27 protein-coding genes are annotated in these 26729 nt (G+C 72.5%); 15 read left to right on the top strand and 12 right to left on the bottom strand.

From position 1 onward, the window contains the following. Nucleotides 1–181 precede the first annotated feature (181 nt). Nucleotides 182–595 carry a peptidoglycan-binding protein gene (locus tag ACFYYJ_RS06300; protein WP_389129030.1) on the top strand — a complete coding sequence of 138 codons (414 nt, stop codon included), beginning with the start codon at nucleotides 182–184 and terminating at the stop codon, nucleotides 593–595. Nucleotides 596–642: 47 nt separating this feature from the next. Beyond that, nucleotides 643–1047, top strand: a complete 405-nt coding sequence (locus tag ACFYYJ_RS06295) for a peptidoglycan-binding protein (protein ID WP_385128169.1) — start codon at nucleotides 643–645, stop codon at nucleotides 1045–1047. A 115-nt stretch (nucleotides 1048–1162) separates the two neighbouring features. Here ACFYYJ_RS06295 and ligA read toward each other — a convergent pair whose 3' ends face one another. Together ligA and ACFYYJ_RS06285 are read right to left on the bottom strand one after the other, a co-directional pair. Then, complete coding sequence (ligA, locus tag ACFYYJ_RS06290) at nucleotides 1163–3235, bottom strand: NAD-dependent DNA ligase LigA (RefSeq protein ID WP_389129026.1); 2073 nt, start codon at nucleotides 3233–3235, stop codon at nucleotides 1163–1165. Next, complete coding sequence (locus ACFYYJ_RS06285; protein WP_389129024.1) at nucleotides 3232–4524, bottom strand: MFS transporter; 1293 nt, start codon at nucleotides 4522–4524, stop codon at nucleotides 3232–3234. The genes ligA and ACFYYJ_RS06285 overlap by 4 nt, the downstream gene beginning before the upstream one ends. A gap of 191 nt (nucleotides 4525–4715) precedes the next feature. Between ACFYYJ_RS06285 and ACFYYJ_RS06280 the strand changes: the two genes are divergently transcribed. The 3 genes from ACFYYJ_RS06280 (at nucleotide 4716) to thpR (ending at nucleotide 10161) form a co-directional block, all read left to right on the top strand. Then, the gene (locus tag ACFYYJ_RS06280; RefSeq protein ID WP_389129021.1) at nucleotides 4716–7013 is read left to right on the top strand and encodes an immune inhibitor A domain-containing protein; all 2298 of its coding nucleotides are present in this window, start codon (nucleotides 4716–4718) and stop codon (nucleotides 7011–7013) included. A gap of 767 nt (nucleotides 7014–7780) precedes the next feature. Further along, entirely contained in the window at nucleotides 7781–9496 is a 1716-nt protein-coding gene (polX, locus tag ACFYYJ_RS06275; protein WP_389129018.1) for a DNA polymerase/3'-5' exonuclease PolX, read from the top strand. A 50-nt stretch (nucleotides 9497–9546) separates the two neighbouring features. Next, on the top strand, nucleotides 9547–10161 hold the full coding sequence (gene thpR, locus ACFYYJ_RS06270) for an RNA 2',3'-cyclic phosphodiesterase (protein WP_385128162.1): 615 nt from the start codon (nucleotides 9547–9549) through the stop codon (nucleotides 10159–10161). A gap of 22 nt (nucleotides 10162–10183) precedes the next feature. Here the strand turns inward: thpR and ACFYYJ_RS06265 are convergent, their stop codons facing one another. The 3 genes from ACFYYJ_RS06265 to ACFYYJ_RS06255 all read right to left on the bottom strand — a co-directional run bounded on the left by ACFYYJ_RS06265 (nucleotide 10184) and on the right by ACFYYJ_RS06255 (nucleotide 12773). After that, nucleotides 10184–10756: a hypothetical protein gene (locus ACFYYJ_RS06265; RefSeq protein ID WP_389129015.1), complete on the bottom strand. Its 573-nt coding sequence runs from the start codon at nucleotides 10754–10756 to the stop codon at nucleotides 10184–10186. Nucleotides 10757–10812: 56 nt separating this feature from the next. Continuing rightward, complete coding sequence (locus ACFYYJ_RS06260; RefSeq protein ID WP_389129071.1) at nucleotides 10813–12204, bottom strand: Ig-like domain-containing protein; 1392 nt, start codon at nucleotides 12202–12204, stop codon at nucleotides 10813–10815. A gap of 170 nt (nucleotides 12205–12374) precedes the next feature. Further along, nucleotides 12375–12773 carry a RidA family protein gene (locus ACFYYJ_RS06255; protein WP_385128160.1) on the bottom strand — a complete coding sequence of 133 codons (399 nt, stop codon included), beginning with the start codon at nucleotides 12771–12773 and terminating at the stop codon, nucleotides 12375–12377. Nucleotides 12774–12904: 131 nt separating this feature from the next. On the opposite strand from ACFYYJ_RS06255, the gene ACFYYJ_RS06250 reads away from it, so the two are divergent. The 3 genes from ACFYYJ_RS06250 to ACFYYJ_RS06240 all read left to right on the top strand — a co-directional run bounded on the left by ACFYYJ_RS06250 (nucleotide 12905) and on the right by ACFYYJ_RS06240 (nucleotide 15400). Beyond that, entirely contained in the window at nucleotides 12905–14146 is a 1242-nt protein-coding gene (locus tag ACFYYJ_RS06250) for a serine hydrolase domain-containing protein (protein ID WP_385366241.1), read from the top strand. A gap of 75 nt (nucleotides 14147–14221) precedes the next feature. Beyond that, on the top strand, nucleotides 14222–14848 hold the full coding sequence (locus ACFYYJ_RS06245; RefSeq protein ID WP_385128158.1) for an L-threonylcarbamoyladenylate synthase: 627 nt from the start codon (nucleotides 14222–14224) through the stop codon (nucleotides 14846–14848). A gap of 39 nt (nucleotides 14849–14887) precedes the next feature. Beyond that, nucleotides 14888–15400 (top strand): isochorismatase family protein, encoded by a 513-nt coding sequence (locus tag ACFYYJ_RS06240; protein ID WP_389129011.1) that lies wholly within the window; start codon nucleotides 14888–14890, stop codon nucleotides 15398–15400. A 63-nt stretch (nucleotides 15401–15463) separates the two neighbouring features. Here the strand turns inward: ACFYYJ_RS06240 and ACFYYJ_RS06235 are convergent, their stop codons facing one another. Together ACFYYJ_RS06235 and ACFYYJ_RS06230 are read right to left on the bottom strand one after the other, a co-directional pair. After that, on the bottom strand, nucleotides 15464–16009 hold the full coding sequence (locus ACFYYJ_RS06235) for a GNAT family N-acetyltransferase (RefSeq protein WP_389129008.1): 546 nt from the start codon (nucleotides 16007–16009) through the stop codon (nucleotides 15464–15466). Nucleotides 16010–16071: 62 nt separating this feature from the next. Further along, nucleotides 16072–16575 (bottom strand): hypothetical protein, encoded by a 504-nt coding sequence (locus ACFYYJ_RS06230; protein ID WP_385128155.1) that lies wholly within the window; start codon nucleotides 16573–16575, stop codon nucleotides 16072–16074. A gap of 258 nt (nucleotides 16576–16833) precedes the next feature. Between ACFYYJ_RS06230 and ACFYYJ_RS06225 the strand changes: the two genes are divergently transcribed. Next, nucleotides 16834–18921, top strand: coding sequence for a SpoIIE family protein phosphatase (locus tag ACFYYJ_RS06225; protein ID WP_385128154.1), 2088 nt, complete (start codon nucleotides 16834–16836; stop codon nucleotides 18919–18921). Between the two features lie 7 nt (nucleotides 18922–18928). Here the strand turns inward: ACFYYJ_RS06225 and ACFYYJ_RS06220 are convergent, their stop codons facing one another. Continuing rightward, the gene (locus ACFYYJ_RS06220) at nucleotides 18929–19390 is read right to left on the bottom strand and encodes a hypothetical protein (protein ID WP_389129003.1); all 462 of its coding nucleotides are present in this window, start codon (nucleotides 19388–19390) and stop codon (nucleotides 18929–18931) included. Beyond that, nucleotides 19387–19821 carry a MarR family winged helix-turn-helix transcriptional regulator gene (locus ACFYYJ_RS06215; protein ID WP_385128152.1) on the bottom strand — a complete coding sequence of 145 codons (435 nt, stop codon included), beginning with the start codon at nucleotides 19819–19821 and terminating at the stop codon, nucleotides 19387–19389. The genes ACFYYJ_RS06220 and ACFYYJ_RS06215 overlap by 4 nt, the downstream gene beginning before the upstream one ends. Before the next feature lie 154 nt (nucleotides 19822–19975). Between ACFYYJ_RS06215 and ACFYYJ_RS06210 the strand changes: the two genes are divergently transcribed. Then, a complete protein-coding gene (locus ACFYYJ_RS06210; RefSeq protein ID WP_385128190.1) occupies nucleotides 19976–20665 on the top strand; it encodes a beta-glucanase in 690 nt (229 codons plus the stop codon). Nucleotides 20666–20681: 16 nt separating this feature from the next. Here the strand turns inward: ACFYYJ_RS06210 and ACFYYJ_RS06205 are convergent, their stop codons facing one another. After that, a complete protein-coding gene (locus tag ACFYYJ_RS06205) occupies nucleotides 20682–21371 on the bottom strand; it encodes a ribonuclease H (protein ID WP_389129000.1) in 690 nt (229 codons plus the stop codon). A gap of 214 nt (nucleotides 21372–21585) precedes the next feature. Continuing rightward, nucleotides 21586–21789 carry a cold-shock protein gene (locus tag ACFYYJ_RS06200; protein ID WP_030036890.1) on the bottom strand — a complete coding sequence of 68 codons (204 nt, stop codon included), beginning with the start codon at nucleotides 21787–21789 and terminating at the stop codon, nucleotides 21586–21588. A 357-nt stretch (nucleotides 21790–22146) separates the two neighbouring features. Between ACFYYJ_RS06200 and ACFYYJ_RS06195 the strand changes: the two genes are divergently transcribed. From ACFYYJ_RS06195 to ACFYYJ_RS06175, 5 genes are all read left to right on the top strand, one after another. Continuing rightward, entirely contained in the window at nucleotides 22147–22644 is a 498-nt protein-coding gene (locus ACFYYJ_RS06195) for a SigE family RNA polymerase sigma factor (RefSeq protein WP_384728127.1), read from the top strand. Continuing rightward, nucleotides 22637–23065 (top strand): hypothetical protein, encoded by a 429-nt coding sequence (locus ACFYYJ_RS06190; protein ID WP_389128996.1) that lies wholly within the window; start codon nucleotides 22637–22639, stop codon nucleotides 23063–23065. The genes ACFYYJ_RS06195 and ACFYYJ_RS06190 overlap by 8 nt, the downstream gene beginning before the upstream one ends. 97 nt (nucleotides 23066–23162) lie before the next feature. Further along, a complete protein-coding gene (locus ACFYYJ_RS06185) occupies nucleotides 23163–24383 on the top strand; it encodes a mannosyltransferase family protein (RefSeq protein ID WP_389128993.1) in 1221 nt (406 codons plus the stop codon). Between the two features lie 62 nt (nucleotides 24384–24445). Continuing rightward, entirely contained in the window at nucleotides 24446–24685 is a 240-nt protein-coding gene (locus ACFYYJ_RS06180; RefSeq protein ID WP_385367302.1) for an antitoxin MazE7, read from the top strand. Between the two features lie 144 nt (nucleotides 24686–24829). Then, on the top strand, nucleotides 24830–25660 hold the full coding sequence (locus tag ACFYYJ_RS06175; RefSeq protein WP_389128988.1) for a class I SAM-dependent methyltransferase: 831 nt from the start codon (nucleotides 24830–24832) through the stop codon (nucleotides 25658–25660). Here the strand turns inward: ACFYYJ_RS06175 and ACFYYJ_RS06170 are convergent. After that, complete coding sequence (locus ACFYYJ_RS06170) at nucleotides 25614–26606, bottom strand: LysR substrate-binding domain-containing protein (protein ID WP_385128146.1); 993 nt, start codon at nucleotides 26604–26606, stop codon at nucleotides 25614–25616. The genes ACFYYJ_RS06175 and ACFYYJ_RS06170 overlap by 47 nt on opposite strands. Nucleotides 26607–26729 lie beyond the last annotated feature (123 nt).

Below are 26729 nucleotides of genomic sequence, written 5' to 3'. Positions count from 1 at the left end.
GAAGCCCGCGTACTGGACGTACTTGGCTTCCGCCCGGTGCGGCGAGAGCGCGTGCCAGGCGTCGCGGGGCAGACGGGAGTTTGACGACAGGCCCTGGGGAGACCCGGGGAGTGATGTGAAGGTGCTGGTCACCGCCGTTCTCCGGTGGCGGTGACCGGCGGCGCCGGCTCGCGCGGTCGCCATGACGAACAAGGCAGCGCGCAAGCGCACGATGTGGGCGGGCGCGACCGTCGCGACCGCCACGGTCCTCCTCGGCGCCCTGGCCGCCGCCCCCGCCCAGGCCGGCTGGAGCGGCGACCTTCAGACGTGCAAGAACGCCTACGGCCATGAGTACTACCTCGGCTGGGACATCCCCACGGTGGTGCTCCGCAAGGGCTCGTCCGGGGTGTGCGTCCGGGAGCTCCAGGAGGAGCTGCTCGAAGTCGGCGCGGTCCGGAGCGAGGACCAGCCCGGGTTCATCGACGGTTCCTTCGGACCCAAGACGTACAACGCGGTGGTGAACTTCCAGAACAGGACCGGGGTCCAGGGCGGCGCGGACGGTGTCGTCGGGCGGTACACCTGGCACTCCCTGATCGCCCACGTCTACTTCGAGTAGGCCGAGTGGCCGGCATGCCCACGCTTCACCGAAAGGAAGATCCTGGCATGAACACCATCAGGCGAACGGCGACCCGCTTCGGGGTCCTGGGCGCGACGCTGCTCATGACCGCCGGGCTCGCCGCTCCGCAGGCGTCGGCCCAGGCCGGGTACCTGGAAGCGTGCGAGAACCAGGTCGGAACGCGCTATGCGTCCAACGGCTGGCCCGTTCCGGCCGTGAACCTCGCCAGGGGCTCCAGGGGCGACTGCGTACGGGCGCTCCAGTGGGCCCTGGTCCGCACTGCGTTCGTCGACTCCTCCGACGCCCCGACCTTCATCGACGGCGACTTCGGCCCCAAGACCGAGGCGGCCGTGCTGCGGTTCCAGTCGAAGTACCCGCGGGAGACCGGCGGCCCGGACGGCATCGTCGGCATCAAGACCTGGGGGTACCTCATCCCGGCCGCGCAGGGATAGGGGTCCGACGGCCGCACGGCGGGCCGACCGGGTACGGGGGTGCAGGTGGGCGCCGCTCCGGTCTCTCACGGGGGAGACCGGCGCAGCGCCGTGTTCCGGCGGTGGTCACCGTGCCCTACGACGCCTCCCGGCCCAGGAACTCGGCGACCAGTTCGGCGAAGGCCTCCGGAGTCAGGACCGTGACGCCGAGTTCCGCGGCCTTGAGGGCCTTCGAGCTCGGCTTGCCGTTCGCGGACGGCGCGCAGACCAGGTAGGTGGTCTTGGAGTTGACGCTGCTGCCCGCCTTGCCGCCGGCCTTCTCGACGAGGGCGTTCATCTCGGAGCGGCCCAGCTTCTCCAGGGGCCCGCTCATCTTCCCGGTGACGACGACGGTCGCGGCCGCCAGTGGACCGTCGCCCGCGGCCGTCGGCTGCCGCGGTTCCTCCATGTTGACCCCGGCCGCGGCCAGCTTGTCGATGACGCGGGCCAGGGCGGCCACCTGCTCGACGACGACCGGAGCCTTCTCGCCGCCGATGCCTTCGACTTCCTGCATCAGCGCGGCGTCGGCCCGCCGGATGGCGTCCATCGTGCCGAAGTGCGCGGCGATGCGGCGGGACATGCTGCGCCCGGTTCCGAGGACCCCCAGGGCGCAGAAGACGCGGCTGAGCGGCCGGGACTTGGCCGCCTCGATCTGCTCGGCCAGCTTCGCTCCGCGCTTGGAGCTGCCGGAGGCGGCGGTCAGCTGTTCCTCGGTGAGGGTGAACAGGTCGGCGACGTCCGTGACGGCGCCCGCCTCGATGAGCGCGTTGACGTACGTCCTGCCGAGGCCGTCGATGTCGAGCATGTCCCGGCCTGCGGCGTACTCGATCAGTGCGGGCAGCGCGCAGGCGGTTCCCCGTGCGCAGCGCCAGCGCTCCTGGCCCTTGTCTATCTCCCCTCCGCAGTTGGGGCAGGCCTCGGGCAGCGGCACCTCCTGGGCGCCGGCCGGGCGCAGGGCGGTGACGGGAGCCTGGACGCGGGGAATGATGTCGCCCGCCTTGTAGACCGTCACGGTGTCGCCGAGGTGCAGGTCGCGGCGGCGGATGTCGGCGGGGTTGTGGAGGGTGGCACGGGTGACCGTGGAGCCGTCGAGGTCCACCGGTTCGAGAACGGCCGTCGGGGCGAGCACGCCCGTCCGGCCCACCTCCCAGATCACGTCCGTCAGCACGGTCCGGCGCTCGACGGCGGGCAGCTTGAAGGCGATCGCCCAGTACGGGAACCTGCTGCCGAAGCCGGCCGCGGTCTGCTCCGCCGCGTCGTTCGCCTTGATCACGACGCCGTCGATGCCGAACGGCAGGTCCGGGCGCAGCGCCGCGATCTCGTCGACCTTCCGCTGTGCTTCGGCGAGGGTCGCGACCACGTGGAGTCCCGCAGGTGTGGCGGCCGTGGTCCGTACGCCCGCCTCCGCCACCGCGGCCAGGAGTTCGGCGTGGGTGGCTCCCTCGGGGGCGAAGGATGCGCCGTCGAGCTCGACGGCTCCGTACGCCCAGAAGCTCATGGCGAGCCGGTAGGGGCGGTCCTTCGCCCGCAGGGTGCCGGCGGTGCCGTTGCGGGGGTTGGCGAAGACCTGCGCGCCGTGTGCGGTGCGGACCTCGTTCGCGGTCTCGAACTGCTCGCGGGTGAAGAGGACTTCACCGCGGACTTCGAACGTGGCCGGTACGGGAAGTTGCTCGGGCAGGCCGTCGATGGTGCCCATGACGTGGCTGACGTCCTCGCCGGTGGTGCCGTCGCCCCGGGTGACGATCCGCAACAGTCGGCCGTCGCGGTAGCGGGCGGCTACGGCCGCGCCGTCCATCTTCGGCTCGACGGTGAACCCGCCGGCGGGTTCGCGGCCCAGGCGGCGCTGGAGGGAGGCCCCCCAGGCGACGAGGCCGGCCGGGTCGAAGACGTTGTCGAGGCTGAGCAGTCGTGTGGTGTGCGCGACGTCGCCCGCCGGGGCGGCGCCGTCCCCGACCAGACCGGTCGGGGAGTCCTGGGCCACCTCGTCCGGGTGCGCCTGTTCCCAGGACAGCACCGTGAGCCGGAGCGCGTCGTAGGTCGCGTCGTCCAGGGGGCCCTCGCCGTCGCCGTAGTAGGCCGCGGAGGCTTCGCGCAGTCGGGCCAGGGCGCCCTCGTACTCGTCGCGGCCGGACATGACGGACAGCGCCTCAGCGGCGGGAAGGTTCTTCATGAGCATGATCCTCGCCCATGGGTCTGACAACGGGCCTCCGAGGAAGGGGCGGTCCGCTCACGGCCCCGCACGGTACGTGCGCGGAGCACGAACGGCCGGGAGACGACGGTGACGGCCAGCGACACCGCCGCCAGAGCGGTGATCGTCGTGGCGGGGTCGAGCTGCCCGGCGAGGCCGCCGGCGATCGCGGCTCCGATGCCCTGCCATGTCATGCGGCCCGCGGATTCGACTCCCTGGACCTGGCCGCGTACCGGATCGGGGGTCAGTTCGAGGAGCTGTTCCTGGAGCGGCAGGGTGGCGGCGAACCCGGGGCCGGAGACGAACACCGCGGCGGCCGCCACCAGTACGTGGGGATGGAAGGCGAACAGCAGGTAGGGGACGGCGAGCAGAAGACGCAGGGTGAAGGCGTGGCGGCGGCGCTGCGCGGGGCCCAGGAACCGCCCGACCGCGAGGTCTCCGAGGAGCATGCCGGCCGATCCGGCGGCCAGGAGGACGCCCGCGTGTTGCGGGGCGTAGGAGATGAACAGGGCCTCGCAGCCGACGATCAGGCCGCCCGGGACCCAGAGGTTCAGCAGGAGCGCGCGCCCGCCGGGGTGGGAGAAGAGTTCGGCGTTGGTCCGCCAGGTCCGGCGCAGGCCCGGGCGGCGGGTCAGGCGGATGGAGCGTTCCCGGACGGTCGCCGCGACGACGGCCGTCGCGATGGCGGTCAGGGCCGCCGCGGCGATGAACACCCCGTGCGGGGTGAAGCGGGTGAGCAGTGCGGCGCCCGTGGCGTAGCCGAGGACGGCCGTGCCGCCCGAGGTGATGTTCATGAGCGAGCGGGCCAGGGCGTAATGCGTGGTGGGCACGACTTCGGCGAGCAGGCCCATGCGGGTGCCGGTCCCGAGGGACTGGAAGAACCCCAGCAGCAGGAGGAGCCCGAAGCGGGCGGCCGGTGACAGCCCGGGAACCGCCTGCGCGGCGACTCCGGCGAGCGTGAGGCATTGGAGTGCGACGAGGGTCCGGCGGGGGCGGCTGCCGTCCGCGACGGACATCAGCGTGAGGGCGCCGAGGGCCGTGGCGAAGGTGGCGCCGTACATGCTCACGGCCGTCAGGAAGGCGGATCGGGTCTGGTCGTAGACCAGGGTGCCGAGCGCGAAGCCGGACAGCGTGGTCGCGGCGACGGTCAGCGTGAACCCGGCGTACAGGCCCGCGAATTCACGGTTGCGGAGCAGGACGCGGTAGCCGGTGACGGGTGGTGTGGTGGGTGGTGCGGCAGGTGCGGTGCGTGCGGAAGGGTGAGGAGGCATGAAAAAAGCCTCCGCACGCACCCGTTCGGGCGGTGGCGAAGGCCGACGCGCACATTTTAGCAGCCCGCCCGGGCAGCGTCCCTTCCGCGCGAGCGCCGCCATCTATGCATGACCTGTCACATGTGAAATATTACCCGCGCTGCGGCTCACCGCGGCCCCGCCGGGCTCAATTCACCGAAAGGCGCCTCACGTTGCGCAGACTCGCTGCCGTGGGGGCGGCGATATCCCTCGCCGCCCTCACTCTCCTCTCCACCCCCGCGAGCGCGGCCACCCCGCCGCCCTCCCCGCCGTACGACGGAGCCCGGGCCGAGCACGCCGCCGCTCCGCCTCCCGCCCCGCTCGAACTCCAGCGCCAGGCCCTTCGCCGCCAGGCCCTCGAAGACGTCGCGGCGGGCGGCGGCTCCGGAGACGCCCTGCGCGCGGAGGCGGACGGCACCCTCCCCCGCACCGCGAAGATCGGGAAGCGGTACGTCGAACTCGCCCAGGAACGCAAGGACAAGGTCTTCGTCATCCTCGCCGAGTTCGGCGAGCAGACGGACCCCCGCTTCGGCGGCACCCCGGGGCCCCTGCACAACGCGATCGGCAAACCGGCCCCGGACGACAACCACACCCTGTGGCGCAAGGACTTCGGACGGGACTACTACCAGAAGCAGTTCTTCTCCACCGAACCCGCATCGGCGTCCATGCGCGCCTACTACCGGCTCCAGTCCTCCGGCCGCTACGACATGGACGGCACGGTCACCGACTGGGTCAAGCTCCCCTACAACGAGGCCCGTTACGGCACCGACAACTGCACCGAGGCCGGTCAGTGCCGCACCAACTGGGACATGATCCGCGACGCCACCGCCGCCTGGTACGACTCCGAGCGCGCCAAGGGACGTACGCCCGAGCAGATCAAGGCACAGCTCGCCGAGTACGACGTGTGGGACCGCTACGACGCCGACCACGACGGGAACTTCGACGAGCCCGACGGCTACCTCGACCACCTGGTCGTCGTGCACGCGGGCAAGGACCAGACCTGGGGCGGCGGGGCCCAGGGCAAGGACGCCGTCTGGGCGCACCGCTGGTTCGCGTACTGGAACCAGGCCGGAACCGCGGGCCCGGAGGGCAACAAGGCGGGAGGCACGCCCGTCGGTGACTCCGGCATCTGGGCCGGCGACTACCTCACGGGCGGTGAGAACAGCGGAGCCGGTCTGTTCTCCCACGAGTTCGGTCACGACCTGGGTCTGCCCGACCTGTACAGCTCGGACGGGGACAACGGCGTCAACTTCTGGTCCCTGATGTCCTCGGCCTCCTACCTCGGCAAGGGCCCGGGTACGACGGGCGAGTTCCCCGGCGACCTCGATCCGTGGAGCAAGCTCCAACTCGGCTGGCTCGAGTACACGGAGGCCGACGCGGGACGCAAGACGCGCGCCGTGCTGGGCGTGTCGGGATACAACACCGAGGACCCACAGGCCCTGCTGGTGCACCTGCCGCCCTCGATGACCCGTACCGAGCTCATCGACCCGTACGAGGGCGCCGGCCAATGGTGGAGCGGCACCGGTGACTTCATGGACAACACCCTCACGCGCCCGGTCGACCTCACGGGGGCAGGCTCCGCCCGGCTGGACGCCCGGGTCTGGTACGACATCGAGCAGGACTTCGACTTCCTGACCGTGGAGGCCTCCACGGACGGCGGGGTGAACTGGGCGCCGCTGCCCGGCACCGTCGACGGGACCGGGATTCCCGCGAACGGCGTCTCCGGCACCTCGTCCGGGTGGCGGGAACTGAGCGTCCCGCTGGACCGGTTCGCGGGACGGAGCGTCCAGATCCGGCTGCGCGTGACCTCGGACGGCAACACCCACGGCAAGGGCGTCACCTTCGACGACCTGCGGATCACGGCGGACGGCCGGGAACTGCTGCGCGACGGCGCGGAGCGGGGCGCGAACGGCTGGACGGCCCGGAAGTGGTCGATCACGGAGGGCCGCACGGGCGTCGCGCAGCACCCGCGCGCGTACTTCGCGGAGAACCGGCGCTACACGGGCTACGGCAGCCTGCTGAAGTCCGGGCCGTACAACTTCGGCTTCGGCGGCGACAAGGTGGAGTTCTACCCGTACCAGCAGGGCGTGCTGATCTGGCTCTGGGACACCGCCTACAGCGACAACACCACCAAGGCCCACCCGGGCGCCGGTCTGCTGCTGCCGGTCGACTCCCGTCCGGAGCCGCTGCGGTTCACCGACGGCACCCTGCTGAACGCGCGGGCCCAGACGTTCGACGCGCCATTTTCCCGCCGGGCGAGCGATCGGATCGTGCTGCACCGGGCGGGCGCCCCGGTGGTCGTACCGTCACGGCCCGGAGTCGCGGTGTTCGACGACCGCCACGGCTCGTACTGGAACCCCGAGCTGCCCCAGCTCGGGGTCCGGGTCCCGGACACCGGGACCCGGATCACCGTCGAAAAGGAGGCCGCGGGCGGCTCCCTGACCACCCTCCAGGTCAGCCCGTCCCCCTGATCCGCCCTCCGGGACCGGCACGGACTGCGCCCACCGTTCGTCCGCACCGGTCCCGGGGAGTCGGGTACGGGACGGCTGCCAGAAGGGCGCTTCGCGTCCGCAGACCAGCGGCCACTTGTCGGCGGGGACGCCACCGCACCAGAAGCCCCGGTCGGGGTTGGGTCGCAGGTCCTTCGCGCCGACCGTCAGACATTCCTTCTTCAGGACGTGCGCCCGGTAGGCGTCGATGCCCATGGCGGACTCGTCGGGCGAGGGCATGTAGCGGTGGACGCTCCAGGACGCGCCCATCGTCGCGAACAGGGCGATCACGCACACCATGCCCGCGGCGACCTGCCGGACGACGGGACGCGGAACGACCCGCGCAGGAGCGGGGCCGCTCGGCCGGAGCGAGCGCTCGGCCCAACCGGAGCCCCGCTGCACCAGGGCCATCACGCCCATCACGCTCAGGACCATCAGGCAGTACATGATCAGCCAGGTGGTCCGCGGGTACAGCTGCACGGCCTGCGCGTGCTCCCTGTTCGAGGCCGGCGAGAACCGGAGCAGCCAGGCGCCGGCGAGCACGACCGCCGCCGTACGGGCCACGAGGCCGCGCAGGGCGAGGCCCAGGCCGAGTCCCACACCGAGCGACAGCAGCAGCGCGAAGCCACGGAACCGCAGGTCGGTGGATTCTCACAGGCCATGGGCCGACAGGACGGCATCGAACGCGAGTTCACGCACGGAATGGGGATTTCTGGCGGAACCGCGGGACCCAGGAGCACCCTGAAGACATGGCCCGGGTCAATGACGAGGTCGAGGCACTGCTGCAGGAGTACGCCGACCTGATCGCGATCAGCGGCGGGGACGCCTTCAAGGTCCGCGCCTACGAGAAGGCGGCCCGCTCCATCGGGGGCAGTCCTCTGGACGTCGCGAAGCTGGACGCGAAGGGGCTCAAGGAGATCCCGAACGTCGGCGCGTCGATCGCCGAGAAGGTACTGGGCTACCTGCGCACCGGCCGTGTCCCGGCGATCGACGAGGTCCGGGCGGCGGTTCCGGCGGGGGTGCGGGAGCTGACCCGGATCCCGGGGCTCGGGCCGAAGCGGGCCATGCTGCTCCACCAGCGGCTCGGGGTCGCCACGGTGGACCAGCTGCTCGACGCGATCCACGCGGAGCGGCTGCGTGACCTGCGTGGTTTCGGGGAGAAGAGCGAGGAGAACATCCTCGCCGGCATCTCGCTGATGCAGAAGGCGGGCAGCCGGATCCTGATCGGCGCCGCGACCGAGATCGCCGAGCGACTCACCGACGAACTGTCGTCGGTGCCGGGCGTCGTCCGGTGCGCGCACGCCGGGTCGCTGCGGCGGATGCGCGAGACCATCGGCGACATCGACGTCCTCGTGGCCTCCGAGCGGCCGGGCCCGGTCATGGAGGCCCTCGTGGCCCTGCCCTATACGGCCGAGGTCCTGGCGCACGGGTCGAAGAAGACCTCGATCCGCACGACGAAGGGGCTCCAGGTGGACCTGAGGGTGCTGCCGCCGGCGTCCTGGGGAGCGGGCATGCAGTACTTCACCGGCTCGAAGGCGCACAACGTACGCACCCGGGAGCTCGCGGTCCGCTTGGGGCTCAAGCTGTCCGAGTACGGGCTCTTCGACGCCGACAGCGGCGAGCGGCGGGCCGGCGCGACGGAGGAGGAGGTCTACGCGGCGCTCGGCCTGCCGTGGATCGCCCCGCCGCTGCGCGAGGACCGCGGGGAGATCGCGGCCGGGCTGCGGGACGAGCTGCCCGAACTGGTGGCGGAGGAGGACCTGCGGGGCGACCTGCACACCCACACCGACCTCACCGACGGTCTGGCGCCGCTGGAGGAGATGGTGGAGGCCGCGGCCGCGCGCGGGTACGCGTACTACGCCGTCACCGACCACGCCCCGAACCTGTACATGCAGCGGATGACCGACGAGAAGATCCTGGCCCAGCGGGAGCGGGTGCGTGCCTTGGACCGGTCCCACCGCGGAATGCGGCTGCTGCACGGCACGGAACTGAACATCGGGCCCGAGGGGGAGCTGGACTGGCCCGACGGGTTCCTGGCCGGGTTCGACCTGTGCGTGGCCTCGGTGCATTCGCACTTCGGGCTGGACCGGCGGGCGCAGACCCGCCGTCTGGTGCGGGCCTGCGAGAACCCGTACGTGCAGGTCATCGGCCACCCCACCACACGGCGGATCGGCCGCAGGGCGGGCATCGACGCCGATTTCGACGAGGTGTTCCGGGCCTGCGCGCGGACCGGGACCGCTCTGGAGATCAACGCGCACCCGGAGCGGCTCGACCTGTGCGACGAGGACGTCCTGCGGGCGAAGCGGTTCGGCGTGCGTTTCGCGGTGGACTCCGACGCGCACTCCCCCACGCACCTGCCGTACGTGCGCTACGGCGTGGGCGTCGCGCAGCGGGGCTGGCTGACGCGGGACGACGTCGTCAACACGTGGCCGCTGACCCGGTTGCGCCGGTTCCTGCGCCCCTGAGTGCCCGCCGGATGTGACCGATCGGCCCGGCGCACGGTACCAAGTGCTGTGTGAAGGAAAAGTCCCAGACCTCGACCGTCCGGATATTCGTCGCGCTCGCCCCGCCCGACGACGCCAAGCAGGAGCTGGAGCGGGCACTGCGCCCTGCCTACGAGGCGTACCCGCGGATGCGGTGGAACCGGATCGAGGACTGGCACATCACGCTGGCGTTCCTCGGGGAGCTCCCGGTGGCGGCGGTCCCGTTGCTGCGGCCGCCGCTGGCCGAGCTCGCGGCGGCGCACCGGCCCCTGCGGCTGTCGATGCGCGGCGGCGGTCACTTCGACGAGCGGGTGCTGTGGACCGGCATCGACGGGGACCTCGAAGGACTGCACCTCCTTTCCGACGCCGTGCGCGCCCTGGTCAAGGAGTGCGGCATCCCCTTCGAGGGCCGGCCGCTGCGTCCCCATCTGACGCTGGCCCGGTCCCGTCGGAACGAGCCCCTCCACGCGGTGGAGGCCGCCGCGGGACTGGCCGCGTTCACCGGCCGCCCGTGGCCGACGCGGCGGCTGCACCTGGTCGGCAGCAACATCGGCCGCGGCCCGGGACCGATCCACTACCGCGACGTCGAAGCCTGGGACTTCGGGGGCGGGGACTCCGGCCGTCGGGACTCCGGCGGCGGGGATTGAGGCCCGCTTCGGCAGGCCGTGGTCAGGCCGCGGACCTCCTACGCCCGGCGAGGCCGGTGGCGAGGGCGAGGAGGAACACCGCGCACACGCCGGCCGTCCACGGCGAGGTCCCGCCCTCCGCCACCGGGGACACCCGGCGCCCGGGGTCGTAGGAGACCCGGATCCGCGCGCCCACCGCGGCCTCGGGTCCGTCCTTGAGCTCCGCCGGGTAGCCTCCGGGGCAGTCCAGCGCGAGCCGGTACACGGTTTTCGAGGCGGGACCCTCGCCCTGGGACTCCTGGTCCTGGGCGCGGACGTCCCGTACGACGCAGCCGGCGACCTCTCCACGCGCCGTCGTCTGGTCCGCGGTCGCCACGGTGGCCAGCAGGCCCAGTGCCAGGAACAGCGTCCCGAAGAAGCCGCCGCTGCCGCCGACGCGTACGAAGTACGAGGCGCACGCGGCGAGGAGCAGGACCCCGACGCCCGCCACCGTGACGGTGATCGACGGCGCCGCGGCCCCAGTGAAGCACCACGAGGTCCAGGCGAAGACGGCCGCCGCCGCCGCGGCCGGCAGGGCCGCGACCGGCCCCCACTCCTTCGGCTCCGACTCCGACATGGACACCACCCCCGCAGGGGGACGCCGGCCGTCCCTCCCCCGGTTTCAGGGGCGCGTCAGGTGGTCGGGGACAGCCGGGACGGCGCCGGCGGGTCGCCGGGGGCGGGGGCGCCGTAGGTGGTGGCCAGGGCGCTGCCCGCCCGCCATGCCTTCCAGTCCAGGTTCCAGTCCCCGATGCCGTTGCCGAAGGGCTCCATGAGCGGGCCTCCGCTGTTGACGACCTCGACGATGTCCCCCTCGCGGACCGTCTCGAAGAACCAGGCGGCGTCCTCCGTGCTCATGCCCGTGCAGCCGTGGCTGACGTTCTCCTCCCCCTGCGCCTCCACGGACCAGGGCGCGGCGTGCACGTACTCACCGCTCCACGTCACACGGGTCGCGTACTGGACGGGGAGGTCGTAGAACTCGCTCGTGCCGCGCTTGATGCCGACGGAGTCCCCCCGCATCCGCACTTTGGGTTCCTTGCCGAGGACGACCTTGACCCCGGCCCTGGTCCTGAACCCGGGTTTGCCGGTGGTGACCGGGATCGTCCTGAGGACCGTTCCGTTGCGGCTCACCGTCATGGTGTGCGCGGCGGAGTCGGTGACCGCCTCGATCCGGTCCGCGACGGTGAACTCCACGCCCTCGGACGGTCCTCCGTAGAGTCCGCCGCCGATCTCGACCCCGTCGAGGCCGCTGCGGACGCTCACCGTCGTGTGGGCGGGCCAGTACGCGCGGGGGCGGTAGTGCAGGGTCGATGCGTCGACCCAGTGCCAGGCGCCCTCCACGTGGGGGTGGGAGGTCACCTGGAGCGCCTGTTCCACGCGGCTGCGGGCCAGGCCGTCGGTGGCCGGCACGGGGTGACTCAGTTCCGCCGTCACGATCTCCCCGGCGCCGTACGTACCGCCGCGCGGCCCGAACTCGGCGGTCAGCCGCCCTCCTTCGGCGGTCGGCGCGGGCGCGGGCGCGGTGCGGAACTCCAGGGTGACGCCCACCGCGTTGCCCGCCGGGTCCTGCGCGTCGACCCGCACCGTGTAGGACTCCCCGGCCCGCAGCGACTCCGCGTTCACCCAACGCCCGCCGCCCTCGGCGAGGGTGCCCGCCAGGTGGCGTCCGCGGCCGTCCGTGACGGACACGTCGGTCAGGATCCCCTGGCCCGGTTCGGCCACGGAGATCTCCAGGGGCCCACCGGCGTGCGTCCCGCGGGCGACCCGGCGGGACACGCCGTCGAGGGCCGGCGGGGGCAGTACGGTTCCCTGCCCGCCGGCGGTGGCCACCACCCGTTCCTGTCGCCAGTTCCGGCACATGCCCGGCCGGAAGACTTCCACCGCGCATTGCTCGCTCCCGGGGCGAACGGCCTCGCGGCCCTCGTCCAGGACGCGGCCGACCAGCAGGCCGACCGAGGCCGCCCCGGGCGCGCGACGCCCTCCGTCCGCCCCGGGCGCCTGGCCGGGGGCCGCCGCCCCGACCATCAGCAGCACGCTCGCGCCTGCACCCGCAACCACCATCCGTGTCCGTCGCGCCCGCCGCATGACCACACAACCCTCCCTGAACCGCTTCAGCCCGGAGACGGCATCAAAACGGACAAGACGCCAGAACGATGATCACCAACTCGGATGTGCAGCCGAACGAGGCCCGGAACTCAACCCGCTCGGACCACGGCGTCGACCTCGACCTCCACGAGCCAGCCGGGGTCGATGAAGCGGGACACCTCCACGAAGGTGGTCACGGGCCGGATGGCGGCGAACCGCTCGCCGTGTGCCCGCGCGGCCTCCTTCCACAGCGTCACGTCCGTCAGCATGACGCGCGTACGCACCACGTCGTCGAGCCCGGCCCCCGCTTCGCGCAGCGCCCGCTCGGCGATGTCCAGGCACCGGACCGTCTGTCCGTACACGTCGCCGGGGGCGGTGGTGGAACCGTCGTCGGCGATGGGGGCCGTGCCCGCCACGGCCACGTGGCTTCCGGCGCGCACCGCACGGGAGAAGCCGATCTCCGGTTCGAGGGGGGATCCTGAGCTGACGATGTGCCGCGTATTGTCCATCGCACCATGATCCAGTACGTCGGACGGCCCCCGGTTGCCCCCGTTCCCCCTCGGTCGCGGGCCCGGTGGGGCCGGTCTAGGCTGGTGGGACTGCCTTGTCTCGGGGTCCTTCGCACGACAGGAGGCACGCCGTGAGTCCGACGCACGAACGGCTCCGCCGGGCCTGTGTGGCGGTCGCGGCCGCGGGCCTGCTCGCCCTCCCCGCCGCCATGAACCCGGCGCACAGCGTGGCGACACCGGGCCCCTCCGTCCCGGCCCCCTCCTCCGCTTCGCCTTCGCCCGACGCCGGCACGGAGTTCCCCCAGCTCACTCCCGCCGTCGCGGCCCAACTGGACACCGCCGTGCAGAAGGTGCTGCGGGAGACGAAGGTGCCGGGTGTGGTCGTGGGCCTGTGGGCCCCGGGCAAGGGCAGTTACGTGCGCACCTTCGGCGTCGCGGACAAGGCCACCGGTGCTCCCATGGAGACCGACTTCAACTTCCGGATCGGCAGCGAGACGAAGACGTTCACCGTCACGGCCCTGCTCGAACTCGTCGACCAGGGAAAGCTCGCGCTGGACGACCCCATCGGCAAGTACATCGAGGGCGTTCCGAACGGGGCCCGCATCACCCTGCGCCAACTCGCCGGCATGCGCAGCGGTCTGTACAACTACAGCGAGGACCCCACCTTCAACAAGGAACTCACCACCAGCCCCAAGAAGTACATCCCACCACGACAGTTGCTGGCCTACTCGTTCAAGCACCCCGTGCAGTTCGAACCGGGCGCGCAGTTCGACTACAGCAACACCAACCTGATCCTGCTCGGACTGGTCGTGGAGAAGGTGGGCAAGAAGCCGCTCAGCGAGTTCATCCGGCAGGAGGTGCTGGAGCCGGCCGGGCTGCGCCGCACGGTCTTCCCCGTCGACGCGAGCTTCCCCGATCCGCACCCGCAGGGCTACACCGAGCAGTCGGCGTCCGGCAAGGTCGTCAACGCGACCGACTGGAACCCCTCCTGGGCCTGGGCCGCCGGAGCGATGATCTCCGACCTGCTGGACCTGCGGAGCTGGGCGCGCACCGTCGCCACCGGCAGCCTGCTGACGCCCGCCACCCAGGCCGAGCGGCTGAAGACCACGCCCATGGACATTCCCGGCGCCGGGTACGGGCTGGGCATCTTCAACGTCCAGGGCTGGATCGGCCACAACGGCTCGCTGCCCGGGTACGAGTCGCTGACCATCTATCTCCCGCAGTACCAGGCGACCCTGGTGGTCCTGCTCAACACGGACATCCTGAGCGACGGCCAGGAGCCGAGCACGCTGTTCGGTGAGGCGATCACGAGCATCGTGACCCCCGAACACGTCTACCCCGGCCACAAGCCGGCGGAGCCCAAGCCCGGTTGAGGGGCCCGGGCGCCGCGTCCGCGCGGTGCGCCACGAGGTGTCGGGTGCGGGAGGCGGATCCCGTAGTCTCGGCGGATGGCGAAGTACTTCGACGTGCACCCTGAGAATCCGCAGGCTCGCACCATCAGCAACGTGGCAGACAGCATCCGCTCCGGCGCGCTCATCGCGTACCCGACGGACTCCTGTTTCGCCCTGGGATGCCAGCTCGGCAACCGTGACGGCGTGTCCCGGATCCGTTCCATCCGCAACCTCGACGACAAGCACCACTTCACACTGGTGTGCCAGAACTTCGCTCAGCTGGGCCAGTTCGTACAGATCGACAACGACGTGTTCCGTGCGATCAAGGCGGCGACGCCCGGCCCGTACACCTTCATCCTCCCGGCCACGTCGGAGGTGCCGCGCCAGCTGCTGCACCCGAAGAAGAAGACGGTCGGCGTCCGCATCCCCGACCACGGCGTCACGCAGGCGCTGCTGGCGGAGCTCGGCGAACCGCTGCTCTCCAGCACCCTCCTGCTGCCCGACGAGGACGAGCCGATGACCCAGGGCTGGGAGATCAAGGAGCGGCTCGACCACGTGGTCGACGCGGTGGTCGACTCGGGCGACTGCGGCACCAGGCCGACCACGGTCATCGACTTCTCCGGGGGCGAGGCGGAGATCGTACGCCGGGGCGCGGGCGACACCTCCCGCTTCGAGGTCGAATAATCATTCCGGCCGCGCGGGAGCTCTGACTAAGATCACCGCGTGACGCATACCTCGGCCGGCACCGCCCTCGTCCTCGTGGACCTCATGCCGCGCATCATCGCCCTGCCGGTCGCTCCGCATTCCGGTGAGGCGGTCGCGGCCCGCTGCGCTCTGTTGGCGGAAGCGTTCCGCGCCGAGGGGCGCCCGGTGGTGCTGGTGCGCGTCGAGCGGCCGAACGTGGCCGAGCAGCCGCCCGGCAGCGGTCTGGTGGAGGGGCTCGCGCGCCCGGGTGACATCGAGATCGTCAAGCGGACGGTCGGCGCCTTCCACGCCACCGGCCTGGACGAGGAGCTCAGGGCCCTGGGCGTCGACCGGCTCGTGCTGGCCGGGCTGGTGACGACGATGGGGGTGGAGTCCACGGCACGCGCGGCGAGCGACCACGGGTACGAGGTCGAGTTCGTCGAGGACGCGATGTCCGCGTTCGCGGCGGACGAGCACGAGTTCGCGGTGCGCAGGATCTTCCCCCGTTTCGGCGAGGTACGGACCACGGCCTCGTACACGGGTTCCGTCTAGGCCCCGCGCGCCCGGCCTGATCCGAAAGCCGGGCCCTGGCGCGGCGGCCTCGGCGCGTGCCGGTCAGAGCGGGTCGAGGAGCATGAGGACTTCGTCCCGGGTGTCGTCGGGTGCGAAGCGCAGGGCTCCGGGCCAGCGGCCCACCTCGCGCCATCCGAGGCGACCGTAGAAGTCCTCCAGCCCCTCTCCGCCCCGGGCCGCGAGCCGGAGCTGGTCGAGTCCCAACTCCTCCCGGGCGGCCCTGCGCAGCTCGCGCATGAGAGCCGATCCGACGCCACGGCCACGGTGGTCGGGGTGGGTCTGGAGGTGATGGACCGTCCCCCAGTGCGCGACGAGCCGGAACGGATCACGATCGAGGACGACCCACCCCGCGACGACGTCGTCGGTCCCGGCGATGACGAGCCGGCTGCGGGACGGGTGCAGACGCCCGAGGATCCCGTCCAGGACGGGGAGCACCTCGCCGTCCTGGACGGGTGGGAAGGGGAACCCGGCGGCACCACCGGCGTTCGTGACGGCGATCCAGCAGTCGGCGAGCCGGCGCCGCAGCCCCGGGGTGACCTCGTGCGTCCCGGTGAGCTGGGTGAGGGCGGGCGGGATCCGGTGCTTCATGCGAAGCAGGATCGCAGACGGTGCCGGCAGGGACGCGGGGAGACGATCCCGCCCGGAGGCGGCTACAGCGGTGTGCCGGATTCGTTGGCGCGCTTGACCGCGGCCAGGCCCTCGGGGGTCCAGGCGCCGTCGTTCGCGATGTAGCCGAGGTCGAGCCAGCGCTTGAACTGCTGGAGGGCGATGACCGGGTCGTCCGCGTATTCGATCTTGTTCGGGTTGAACCAGCCGGCCTTCCGGAGCCGGGCCAGTTCGTTGCCCGCGGCGGTCGGGTCCTCGGACAGGGCGACCTGCGGCTTGTCACCCTTGGGGGTGGCCGCCGGCGTGGCGGGCTGCCGGGTGACGGCCGGGGACGAGGTGGCGGAGGCGGCGGCCGAAGGGGTGGTCGAGGCAGTGGGCGAAGGGGCGGCCGGGGAGGAGGAGGCGGGCTGCGAGGCGAGGCTGGGGGCCGCGGACCCGGCGTCCCCGCCGGTCTTTCCGCAGGCCGCCGTGGTCAGTGCGCCGAGGCCGACGGCCGCGGCGAGGAGCACCGCCTTGAGCTTCAGGAGCTTCGGGTCACGCATCGTCATGTCTTCCCCTGATGGGTGCGGGTGGCCGGCGCCGACGGAACGGCGCTGAACGGAACGGACCCTACTGTCTGCGCACCCGTCCGCCCGCCAGGCCCGCCCCGCGAGGCGGGTCGGGGTCGGGCCGGGATGGGCCTCGGCCCCGGCCACGAGGGCCCCGCGGGCCGTCCCGAGGTCGCGTCGCGCTCTTCGGGGCCGCAGCATGGAAGGAGGTCCGGGCCCGTCCGGGCTGCCCGGCGCGTACGGGTGAGGAGGCCGGTGATGGCCGCTGACCAGTCCCTTCCGCCGGTGCCCGGCCCGGGCGCGGGGGACGTGGCACTCGCGGCGGGTGGTCTCCTGGACGTGCTGGGGGTCGCGGCGATCGTCCTGGACGGCGAGGGGCGGGTCACACTGTGGAGCCCACAGGCCGAAGAGCTGTTCGGTTACACGGCCGAGGAGGCCTGGGGCCGGTACGCCGCACAGCTGCTGGTCGACGAGCAGCACCGGGACGTGGTGCTGGGCCTGTTCGGCCAGGTGATGGCGGGCGACGGCGCGTGGGCCGGGGCCTTCCCCGTCCGGCGCCGGGACGGGGCGACCGTACTGGTCGAGTTCCGCAACATGCGGCTGGAGGCTGACAGCGGCCGCGCCTTCGCGCTGGGGCTGGCCTCCGACCGGGCCACCCTGCGCCGGGTCGAGCGGGATCTGGCGCTCTCGCTGCGGCTGGTCGACCAGTCGCCGATCGGGCTGGCCGTCCTGGACACGGACCTGCGGTACGTGCTGGTCAACCCCGCCCTGGAACGCATCAACGGGGTACCGGCCGAGCAGCACCTGGGTCGGCGGATCACCGAGGTCCTGCCGTTCCTGGACGGGGAGGGCATCGAGGCGGGGATGCGCGAGGTCATGCGCACCGGCGTGCCCCTGCTGGACGATTTCACCACCGGCCGGATCTCCCCGGACGCGGAGAGTGAGCACGCCTGGCTGTCGTCGATGTACCGGCTGGAGGACCAGGCCTCCCAGGTCATCGGGGTCGCCGTATCGGTCGTGGACGTCACCGAGCAGCACATGGCCGCCGTCTCCGCCGCCCATGCCCGCCGCCGTCTGTCGCTGATCGCGGACGCGTCGGTCCGCATCGGCACCACCCTCGACCTGGACGTGACCGCCCGCGAGCTCGCGGACGTGGCGGTGCCCGAGGTCGCCGACATCGCCGCCGTGGACGTCCTCGACACCGTCCTCACGGGGCCCAGGCCCGGCGAGGGCGCGGACGGCGAGGCCGTGCGGTTCCGGGCACTGGCGCTGAAGACGGCCTACCCCACCCCGGCGGAGCAGGCGGCCGACCCCGTCGGGGACGTGGCCCTGTACGGCCCCAACCGGCTGGTGTCGCGCTGTGCGAGCACGGGCCGGCCGGTGCTGGTCCCGCACGTACGGCCGGAGGACCTGCCTCGCATCGCCCGCGACGAGAACGCGGTGCGGCTGCTGGCCGAGGCCGGGGTGCACTCCTATCTGGCGGTGCCGCTCATCGCGCGCGGCCAGGTGCTCGGCGCGCTGGACCTCAAGCGGGCCCGCAATCCGGAGCCGTTCGGCCCGGACGACGTGCTGCTGGCCTCCGAACTCGCCGCCCGCGCCGCCGTGTCCGTGGACAACGCCCGCTGGTACCAGCACCAGCGGCACACCGCGCTCGCCCTCCAGCGCCACCTCCTGCCGCAGCACCCTCCCACGGCAGTGGGGCTGGACATCGCCTACCGGTACCAGCCCGCCGGCGTGGCGGACGAGACCGGCGGCGACTGGTTCGACGTCGTCCCGCTCGCCGGGGAGCGCACCGCCCTGGTCGTCGGGGACGTGATGGGCAGCGGCATCAACGCCGCGGCGACCATGGGGCAGTTGCGTACGGCCGCCCGCACGTTGGCGCGGCTCGGGCTGGAGCCGGCGACGGTGCTCGGCCACCTCGACGCGGTCACCGCCGACGTGGGTGACGCCATGGCGACCTGCATCTACGCCGTCTACGATCCGCGCACCCGGCTGTGCCACATCTCCAACGCGGGGCACCTGCCGCCGGTGCACCTGCACGCGGGACAGCCGCAGGTCGTGGAGCTGGAGACGGCGGTGCCGCTGGGCGTGGGCGGCATCCCGTTCAGCACGACCACCATCACCCTCGCCGCCGGCGACGGGCTCGTCCTCTACACGGACGGGCTCGTCGAGACCCGCGACCAGGACATCTACACCCGCATCCAGACCCTCACGGACCTGCTCGCGGGCCCCCAGCGCCCGATCGAGGAGACCTGCGACCTCCTCCTGTCGGCGCTGCGTCGCCCCGACACCCACGACGACGTGGCCCTGCTCATCGCCCGCACCCACGGGCCGGAGGCCCCCTGAGGCCGCGCTACCCGGCCCGCCAGGGGAAGGGGGCCAGGTCCGGCTCGAGCCAGCCGGCCCGGGCCTCGGGCGCGGCCAGCGCCGCCGGGCTGTAGAAGCGCTCCGGCAGGTGCTTGTCGAGGAGGTCGGGGTGACGGTCCGCGAAGGCGTCGAAGTCGTCCTCGCCCGTCCCGGCCGCGTGGTGGGCGATCAGTTCCGTCCAGGCCCGGGTGAGCGTGCGGTGGTACTTCTCCGGTGCTCCCGCACGGGTGGCGGTGCGCCGGATGCCTTCGTCGAGCAGGTCCAGCGCCCCGGGCATGCCGAAGCGGCGCACCGCCAGCCAGGTGAGGTGGACGTGTTCGCGGTGGCCGAACCGTCCCGCAGTCGCGATGACCCCGGCCAGCAGCGCGTCGAACGCGGCGGCCCCGTCCTGCCCGGCGGTCGCGCCGACCGTCCCGGCGGTCGTCCCGGCGGTCGTCCCGGCGGTCATGCGGACACCTCCGTCAGGGCGTCCAGGCCGGTGCGCAGGCCCGCCAGTACCTCCGGCGGCAAGCCGCCCAGCGCGCGGTCCTCCAGCGCGGTGACGGTCTCCCGGATGGTGGCCGAGGCCGCCCGGCCGGAGTCGGTGAGCTCGACGAGCACGGCGCGGCGGTCGCCCGGGCGGGCGCCGCGCGTGATGTGTCCGCGCCGTTCCAGGCGGTCGAGCACACTGGTCAGCGTGGTGGGCCGGGTGCCGACGGCGGCGCCGAGTTCGGACACGGTCCGCCCCCGGCCGTCCGCCAGGTTGGCCAGCGCGTTGATCTCGGACGGGGTCAGGTCCAGGTCGGCGAGCTCCGCGGCGAGCACCTGGAGGGTGGCGTGCGTGGCCCTCTGCAGGGCGAGGAGCGCCGACCAGGCGGGTGCAACGAATTCGGTATTCACAATTTCGGACTATACGATTTCGTACGATGTGCTGCAAGTGCGCACCGGTGCGCCGGTGTGCGCGCCCGTGGCGATGGGGCATGAGCCAGAGGCAATCGCAGCACGAAAGGACCGCGCCTTGGCCACTCAGCTCATCGCCCGACTCGTACGACAACTGCGGCGGCGCACCGGCACTGCGCGTGACGCGGCGGCGCGTGACGCCACGGTGTTCACCGCCGACTTCGGCTCGACGTCCCAGTGGGTCGCCGGCCGTTCCTGGGCCTATCCGAACGGGGGCCCCACCAACCACGGCGACAACAAGCTGGACCACCTGGTCCCGACCCCCTCCTACAGCCGCACCGGCACGTTCCTGGCCACCCGCCGGGCGGACGGCGACTGGGACTCCGGCCTGCTGACCACCGAGGGCAGCGACGAGGGGTTCATGGTCCGCACGGGCGACGTGCTGGAGGCCCGGGTGCGCCTGCCGACCGAGCTCGGGGCCTGGCCGGCCATCTGGACCTGGCGGGACGGGGGGAACGAGGTGGACGTCTTCGAGTACCACCCCGACAACCCGGACCTGCTCGAACTCTCCAACCACGTCAGAGGCGGCCAGCGCTACCACCGGGATCCCTCGATCACGCCCGGCGGCTGGGTGGACCTGAAGGTCGAGTTCGGTTCCCGGTCGGTGGTGTGGTGGGTCGACGGCACCCGCGTGTTCGCCGACCGCCGGGGCGTGGGGCGGAGCTGGCGGGCGTACCTGATCGTCAACCTCTCGGTGTGCGCCGGGCGTTACCACCCGGCGCCCGACCGCGACGTGTCACGCATGTCGTTCGAGGTCGCGCACTTGCGCGTACAGCGGCCCTGACGAGGGGCCCGCGGATTCAGGAGGCGGCGGCGCAGGCCTCGTGGCCCCAGCGGCTGCCGTTCTTGGCGATCATGTCGCCGGCGGCGTAGGGCTTCCCGCAGGGACAGCCGCCCGGGAACTTCGCCTTGATGGCCCGGGACGCGCGGCCCGTGGAGGCGCCTTCAGCCGTGCGCTTCTTCGGCGCGGCCGTCTTGCGGCGCGCGGGCGCCACCGGTGCGGGCACCGGCATGTCCGCGTGCCCGTGGGCCGTGCCGGCGGCCTGCTGGGAGACGGCCGCGTCGCTGGCGGCCTGGTCGGCGATGGCGTTCAGGTGGTCGCCGTCCTCGCGGTGCGCGGGCACGTAGAGGAAGGTGACGTCGCGGTCGGCCAGCAGTCCGTCGATGCTCTCGACGAGTTCACGGTTGGCGACGGGCTGGCCCGAGGAGGTCTTCCAGCCGTTGCGCTTCCAGCCCGGGAGCCACTGCGTCACGGCCTTCATCGCGTACTGCGAGTCCATCCGCACCTGCATCGACGTACCGGGGGCGACCGCCTCCAGCACCCGCTGGAGCGCGGTCAGCTCCCCCACGTTGTTGGTGGCCCGCCCCAGCGGGCCGGCCTCCCAGCGCTCGGGGCGGCCCTCGGAGTCGGCGATGACCCATCCCCATCCGGCGGGGCCGGGATTACCTTTCGCCGCTCCGTCACAGGCGGCAATGATGCGTTCGGACATCCCCCGATCATGCCGCATCGGGACGGGGTCGCGGTTCCCCGGCCGGGACGGGGTCAGGTGACGGCGGGTGCGATGCACACCCACCTCATGCCACCAGGGCCGTGCGGCGATCGCCGCACGGCCCTGGTGTCGCACTTCAGCCGTTCCAGCGCATCAGCGGTGAAACGGTTCCTCGCCCACCCTGGGGTGGGCGACGGAGATCAGGCGGCGATGCTTAGGCGGGGGTGATGTTCTCCGCCTGCGGGCCCTTCTGGCCCTGCGTGATGTCGAACGTCACGGCCTGGCCCTCCTGGAGCTCGCGGTAGCCGGTGGCGTTGATCGCGGAGTAGTGCGCGAAGACGTCCGGACCGCCGCCGTCCTGAGCGATGAAGCCGAAGCCCTTTTCGGAGTTGAACCACTTCACGGTGCCCGTAGCCATGTTCATGCCTTCCATTTGACGTACGTCTCCCACACCGCGTGGGAGACGGAGGTGATCGCCCTGGTCCTACGGCACAACACAGCAAAAGTGCCCACACCGAATGGCGCGGGCAAGGCACTTGGAACCACGACAGCTACCCGTGAAGGTACACGTCTGCACGCACCGTCACCAGGGGGTTTGATCGGTCCTTGACGGCGGGTTGTGGATCAGGCCGGATCCGGGCCCTACTCGCCGGTACGCGGGGCCGCCCGCCGTGTGACCGCACTCACACGAAGTTCCGGCCCTACCGTGTCGACCGGATCCGCGGCGCCGGGCGTATGCCTGGTGGGAGGGACACATGGATTCGGGAGCGATTTTTTGACCGTCGAGGAGTTCGAGGAGTTCTACGCGCAGGCGGCGGGACGGCTCACAGGACAGTTGTACGTGATGCTCGGCGATCATCACGAGGCACAGGACGTGGTGCAGGAGGCCTTCGTCAAGGCCTGGGACCGGCGGCGCCGGCTGGAGCGCGACGGCCGGCCCGAGGCCTGGATCCGCACGGTCGCGTGGCGGCTCGCCGTGAGCCGCTGGCGCGGACGGCGCCGCAGCGCCGACGCCTGGCGGCGCACCGAGCCCGCGGGCCACGTGGAGGGGCCGGGACCTGAGGTGGTGGCCCTCGTACAGGCGCTGCGCCTGTTGCCCCTGAAACAGCGCCGGACCATGGCGCTCCACTACCTGTGCGATCTGACCGTCGAACAGATCGCCGCCGAGACCTCGCTGTCCGCGAGCACGGTCAAGACCCACCTGTCCCGGGGCCGGGCCACCCTCGCCCGCGAGCTGCACGACCCCCGCATGGAGGAGGCTCCCGATGCCTGACCCGTACGACCACGACCCGCTGCGGTCCCTGTTCCGGGAAGCGGCCTCCGTCGGACGGTCCCGCGCCGCCCTCCCGCCCGTGTCCGTCATCGCCCGGCGCGGGGAGAAGGTTCGGCGACGCCGGATCGCGGGGTTCGCGCTCGCCTGCTGCCTCGTCATCGGCGGTTCCGCCGCGGCAGTGGCCGCGTTCCTGCCGCACGACCCCGGCCCGAGCCTCCCCGCGACCACTCCCCCGCCCCTGGCGCCGTCCCCCGTGCCGAACCGGTCCGCTCCGCCCTCCACGACGCCGTCCGCCACCGCCACCTCCACCCGAACGGCGTACCCGGGCGCGTCCCACACCCTGTCGGCCTCCCCTCCGCCGACCCCGCCGCCGACCACGACCCCGACCTCGACGCGCGGCTCCACGCCCTACCCCCCGTAACCCCGCGGCAGTGACCGCACCACCACCGGCCCGGACTTCGACACCCCGACCCCGGCCGGCGGTTCCGCACACCCCAGAGCCGATCAGGAGATCCCGTATGTCCGTTTTCGCCCCGCCCAGGCCGCTCGCCGCCCCGGGCCCGTCCGCTCCTGTGCGACGCGCGCCGGGCGCCCGGTTGCGCGGGTGGCGGCCCGGGCCGGACGACCGTGAGGTGCTCTGGCTGTACGTGCTCACGCGCGTGGGGGTCTGGACGACCGCGGCCGCCGTCCGCTGGCTCTTCCCGCCCGGCGACGGCCGGACCCCGTGGCCCGGGTCGCTGTTCTCGCCCTGGGAGCGGTGGGACTGGTCGCACTACCTCCACATAGCCCAGGACGGCTACTTCCCCGCCGGAGCGGGCCCCTGGACGGCCGGCTGGGACAACCGGGAGGCCTTCCTGCCCGGATTCCCACTCGCCCTGCGCGCCGTCCACACGGTCGTGCCGCACTGGGCCGCGGCGGGAGCGCTGATCTCGTTCCTCGCGGGAGGCGTGGCCGTCCTGGCGCTGGCGCGCATCGCCCGGAACCGGTTGCGGGACGCGGAGGCGGGGCGGCGCACGGTCCTGTTCCTGCTGCTCTCGCCCTTCGCGGTCTTCCTCGCCGCCGGATACACCGAGGCCCTGTTCCTGGCCCTGGCCCTGCCCGCCTGGCTGGCGGCGCAGCGCCGCAACTGGCCCGCCGCTGCGGCCCTGGCGTTCCTGGCGTCCTCGGTGCGCGTCACGGGGTTGTTCCTGACGGCGGCGCTGGCACTCCTCTTCGTCCTCACGGCACGGAACCGGCACGACTGGCGGGCGGCCCCGTGGCTGTGCCTGCCCCTCCTCGCTCCGGCCGCGTACAGCTGGTTCCTGCACGCGTGGACCGGGGACTGGATGGCCTGGAAGCACGCCCAGGAACGCGGCTGGTACCGGGACTTCCACACCCCGTGGGAGGCCTGGGGCAACACCTGGAACGCCGCCTTCCACCACACGCAGCCCACCGGGTACGCCTTGATGTGGCAGGCCGAGCTGGTGGCGATGGTGGTCGGCGTCGCGCTCCTGGTCCTGCTCGTGCGGCGCCGCCAGTGGCCCGAGGCCCTCTACACGGCCCTGACCCTGTGGGCCCTGGGCACCTCGTACTGGTACACCTCCGTCCCCCGCTCCACGCTGCTGTGGTGGCCGCTGTGGATCACCCTGGCGGGCTGGAGCCTGCGCCGTCCGCGGCTGCGGACCGCGTACGTGTGCGTCGTGGGCCCGCTGTCCACCTTGGTGGCCGTCACCTTCCTGACGGGGCGCTGGGCGGGCTGAGGTACTCACGTGAGTACGTCGAACGGGCCTTTGGCGGGGTCGCGGACGCGCATACTCGGAGCATGGCTGACACCACCACAGTCGAGGTCGACACCGATGTGCACGAGCGGCTCACCGCACTCGCCACGGCCCGCGGACTGAGCCTGCGCGCGTACCTCGCCGAACTCACCGCCGCCCAGGAGAACGAAGCCGCTCTCGCCCGCGCCGCGCACGCCTTCGAACGGGCTGTCGAGCGGCCCGGCTTCCGTGAGGGCTTCGAGCGGGACTTCGACTCCGGCCGGGAGGGGAACCGGGTGGCGTGAACGGGCGGCCGGGGGCCTCGGCCCGCGGCCCGCGGCCGGATCCGGCTGGTCCGGAGCCCGGCCCCGCGGCCGAGAGGCCGCCTCGGCGGATCGTACCTATGCTCGGAAAGAGAGCCCTGACCCGACTCCTGGAGGGCGGCTGTGATGACCGAGTCGATCGACGCGGCCCAGGCAGACCGCGCACTGAAGGCCAAGCACCGCGCGATGTGGGCATTGGGCGACTATCCGTCCGTGGCCTCCCACCTCATTCCGGAGCTGGGCGCCGTGCTCGTCCGGGAGTGCGGTGTGAGCCGCGGGGACCGGGTGCTGGACGTGGCCACCGGCTCCGGAAACGCGGCCATTCCGGCCGCGCTGGCCGGGGCCGACGTCGTGGCTTCCGACCTGACCCCCGACCTCCTGGAGGTGGGGCGGCACCTGGCCGCCGTACGCGGGGCCCAGCTGGAGTGGCGGGAGGCGGACGCCGAGGCGCTGCCCTTCGCGGACGGCGAGTTCGACACCGTGATGTCCTGCCTCGGCGTGATGTTCGCGCCGCACCACCAGACCGCCGCGGACGAGCTGCTGCGCGTCTGCCGGTCCGGGGGCACCATCGGGCTGCTCAACTGGACCCCGCAGGGCTTCATCGGCCGGATGTTCGCCACCATGAAGCCCTACGCTCCCCCGCCCCCGCCCGGGGCGCAGCCGCCGCCGCTGTGGGGCGACCCGGAGCACGTCCACGAGCTGCTGGGCGACGGGGTGACCGATCTGGTCGCCCGGCGCGAGACGGTCCGCGTGGACCGGTTCACCAAGCCCTCGGAGTTCCGGGAGTTCTTCAAGGCCCTGTACGGGCCGACCGTCGCCGTCTACCGGTCGATCGCCGAGGACCCCGAGCGGGTCGCCGCCCTGGACCGGGACCTCGACGCGCTCGCCGCCGAGCACACCGCGGACGGCGTCATGGAGTGGGAGTACCTGCTGCTGACGGCTCACCGCCGAGGCTGACCTGCAGCTCGGGGTGGGCGTCCCACCACTCCTTGTGGAAGCCGTTGTTGTCCACGTTCGCCAGATAGGCGCGGGCCGCGGCGCGGTAGAGCAGTTCCGCCTGGCCGGCCGAGACCGCCGAGCGGTTCCACGCGAGGCGGATGCGCCCGCTGATCGGCGTGCCCGCGAGCGGACGCATCACGGTGCCGGGCACCTGTGGGGCGGTGGGCTGGCTGAGGGAGATGGCGCGGCCTGCGGCGATCAGGTCGTACTGCATCATGCGGTCGGTGATCCGGTAGCGCAGTGACGGGGTGAAACCGACGTTCGCGCAGGCGGTGATGAGCGCCTCGGGTCCCCCGTCGTCCTCCTCCACGAGGGTCAGCCAGGATTCCCCGGCGAGGTCGGCGAGGTCGACCCGTTCCCGGCCGGCCAGGGGGTGCCCCGCCGGGAGACGGATGCAGAACGGCTCCTTCGGGACGAGCGTGCGCGCGAGGGCTCCCGTGGGGAGCGGCACCTCGTGGTCGTTGACCTCTCCGTAGACGATGGCGTCGTACCGCCCGGTGCCCAGCATCCGGGCCAGTGCGGTCACGGAGTGCTCCAGGTTGACCGTGATCTCCTGACCTGACATGAACAGGTCGGTCTGGGCGAGGAGTCCGTCGACCAGTACGAGCAGGATGCAGCCGAGCCGCAGCGGGGTCCCGGTGCCGATGGCCCGCGCCTCGGCGCCCAGCGCGTCCATCTCGTTCAGCACCCGTCGCGCCTTGGCCAGGACGAAGTGGCCCAGCGCGGTGGGTTCCACTCCGCTGCGGCCGCGCACGAAGAGCTCCCCGCCCGTGACCCGCTCGATCCGCCGCAGTTGCGCCGAAAGCGCCGGCTGGGACACCCCCAGCCGCCGCGCCGCGCCCCCCAGGCTGCCCGCCTCCGCTATCCGGCAGACGGCTTGCAGATGCCTCAACTCCAGCTGCATCCGGGCAGCGTACGCAGCGGGCCGCCACGGCACCATAACGCGGACCTTATGTCCGCCGAGATGACCCAAAGCCGTCATGTACACGCTCATACTCGGCCGCGAACGAACACTCACCCACCCAAC

The sequence above is a fragment of the Streptomyces sp. NPDC002467 genome, from assembly GCF_042889825.1.
In the GTDB taxonomy this organism is placed as follows: Bacteria; Actinomycetota; Actinomycetes; order Streptomycetales; family Streptomycetaceae; genus Streptomyces.
This window is presented reverse-complemented; position numbering and strand designations above follow the sequence as displayed.

Bases quoted from the DNA above. Each gene is read 5' to 3' on its own strand.
- ACFYYJ_RS06300 (WP_389129030.1), top strand. From the start codon at position 182: ATGACGAACAAGGCAGCGCGCAAGCGCACGATGTGGGCGGGCGCGACC.
- ACFYYJ_RS06295 (WP_385128169.1), top strand. From the start codon at position 643: ATGAACACCATCAGGCGAACGGCGACCCGCTTCGGGGTCCTGGGCGCG.
- ligA (WP_389129026.1), bottom strand. From the start codon at position 3,235: ATGAAGAACCTTCCCGCCGCTGAGGCGCTGTCCGTCATGTCCGGCCGC.
- ACFYYJ_RS06285 (WP_389129024.1), bottom strand. From the start codon at position 4,524: ATGCCTCCTCACCCTTCCGCACGCACCGCACCTGCCGCACCACCCACC.
- polX (WP_389129018.1), top strand. From the start codon at position 7,781: ATGGCCCGGGTCAATGACGAGGTCGAGGCACTGCTGCAGGAGTACGCC.
- ACFYYJ_RS06265 (WP_389129015.1), bottom strand. From the start codon at position 10,756: ATGTCGGAGTCGGAGCCGAAGGAGTGGGGGCCGGTCGCGGCCCTGCCG.
- ACFYYJ_RS06260 (WP_389129071.1), bottom strand. From the start codon at position 12,204: ATGGTCGGGGCGGCGGCCCCCGGCCAGGCGCCCGGGGCGGACGGAGGG.
- ACFYYJ_RS06255 (WP_385128160.1), bottom strand. From the start codon at position 12,773: ATGGACAATACGCGGCACATCGTCAGCTCAGGATCCCCCCTCGAACCG.
- ACFYYJ_RS06245 (WP_385128158.1), top strand. From the start codon at position 14,222: ATGGCGAAGTACTTCGACGTGCACCCTGAGAATCCGCAGGCTCGCACC.
- ACFYYJ_RS06235 (WP_389129008.1), bottom strand. From the start codon at position 16,009: ATGAAGCACCGGATCCCGCCCGCCCTCACCCAGCTCACCGGGACGCAC.
- ACFYYJ_RS06230 (WP_385128155.1), bottom strand. From the start codon at position 16,575: ATGACGATGCGTGACCCGAAGCTCCTGAAGCTCAAGGCGGTGCTCCTC.
- ACFYYJ_RS06225 (WP_385128154.1), top strand. From the start codon at position 16,834: ATGGCCGCTGACCAGTCCCTTCCGCCGGTGCCCGGCCCGGGCGCGGGG.
- ACFYYJ_RS06220 (WP_389129003.1), bottom strand. From the start codon at position 19,390: ATGACCGCCGGGACGACCGCCGGGACGACCGCCGGGACGGTCGGCGCG.
- ACFYYJ_RS06205 (WP_389129000.1), bottom strand. From the start codon at position 21,371: ATGTCCGAACGCATCATTGCCGCCTGTGACGGAGCGGCGAAAGGTAAT.
- ACFYYJ_RS06200 (WP_030036890.1), bottom strand. From the start codon at position 21,789: ATGGCTACGGGCACCGTGAAGTGGTTCAACTCCGAAAAGGGCTTCGGC.
- ACFYYJ_RS06190 (WP_389128996.1), top strand. From the start codon at position 22,637: ATGCCTGACCCGTACGACCACGACCCGCTGCGGTCCCTGTTCCGGGAA.
- ACFYYJ_RS06185 (WP_389128993.1), top strand. From the start codon at position 23,163: ATGTCCGTTTTCGCCCCGCCCAGGCCGCTCGCCGCCCCGGGCCCGTCC.
- ACFYYJ_RS06180 (WP_385367302.1), top strand. From the start codon at position 24,446: ATGGCTGACACCACCACAGTCGAGGTCGACACCGATGTGCACGAGCGG.
- ACFYYJ_RS06175 (WP_389128988.1), top strand. From the start codon at position 24,830: ATGACCGAGTCGATCGACGCGGCCCAGGCAGACCGCGCACTGAAGGCC.
- ACFYYJ_RS06170 (WP_385128146.1), bottom strand. From the start codon at position 26,606: ATGCAGCTGGAGTTGAGGCATCTGCAAGCCGTCTGCCGGATAGCGGAG.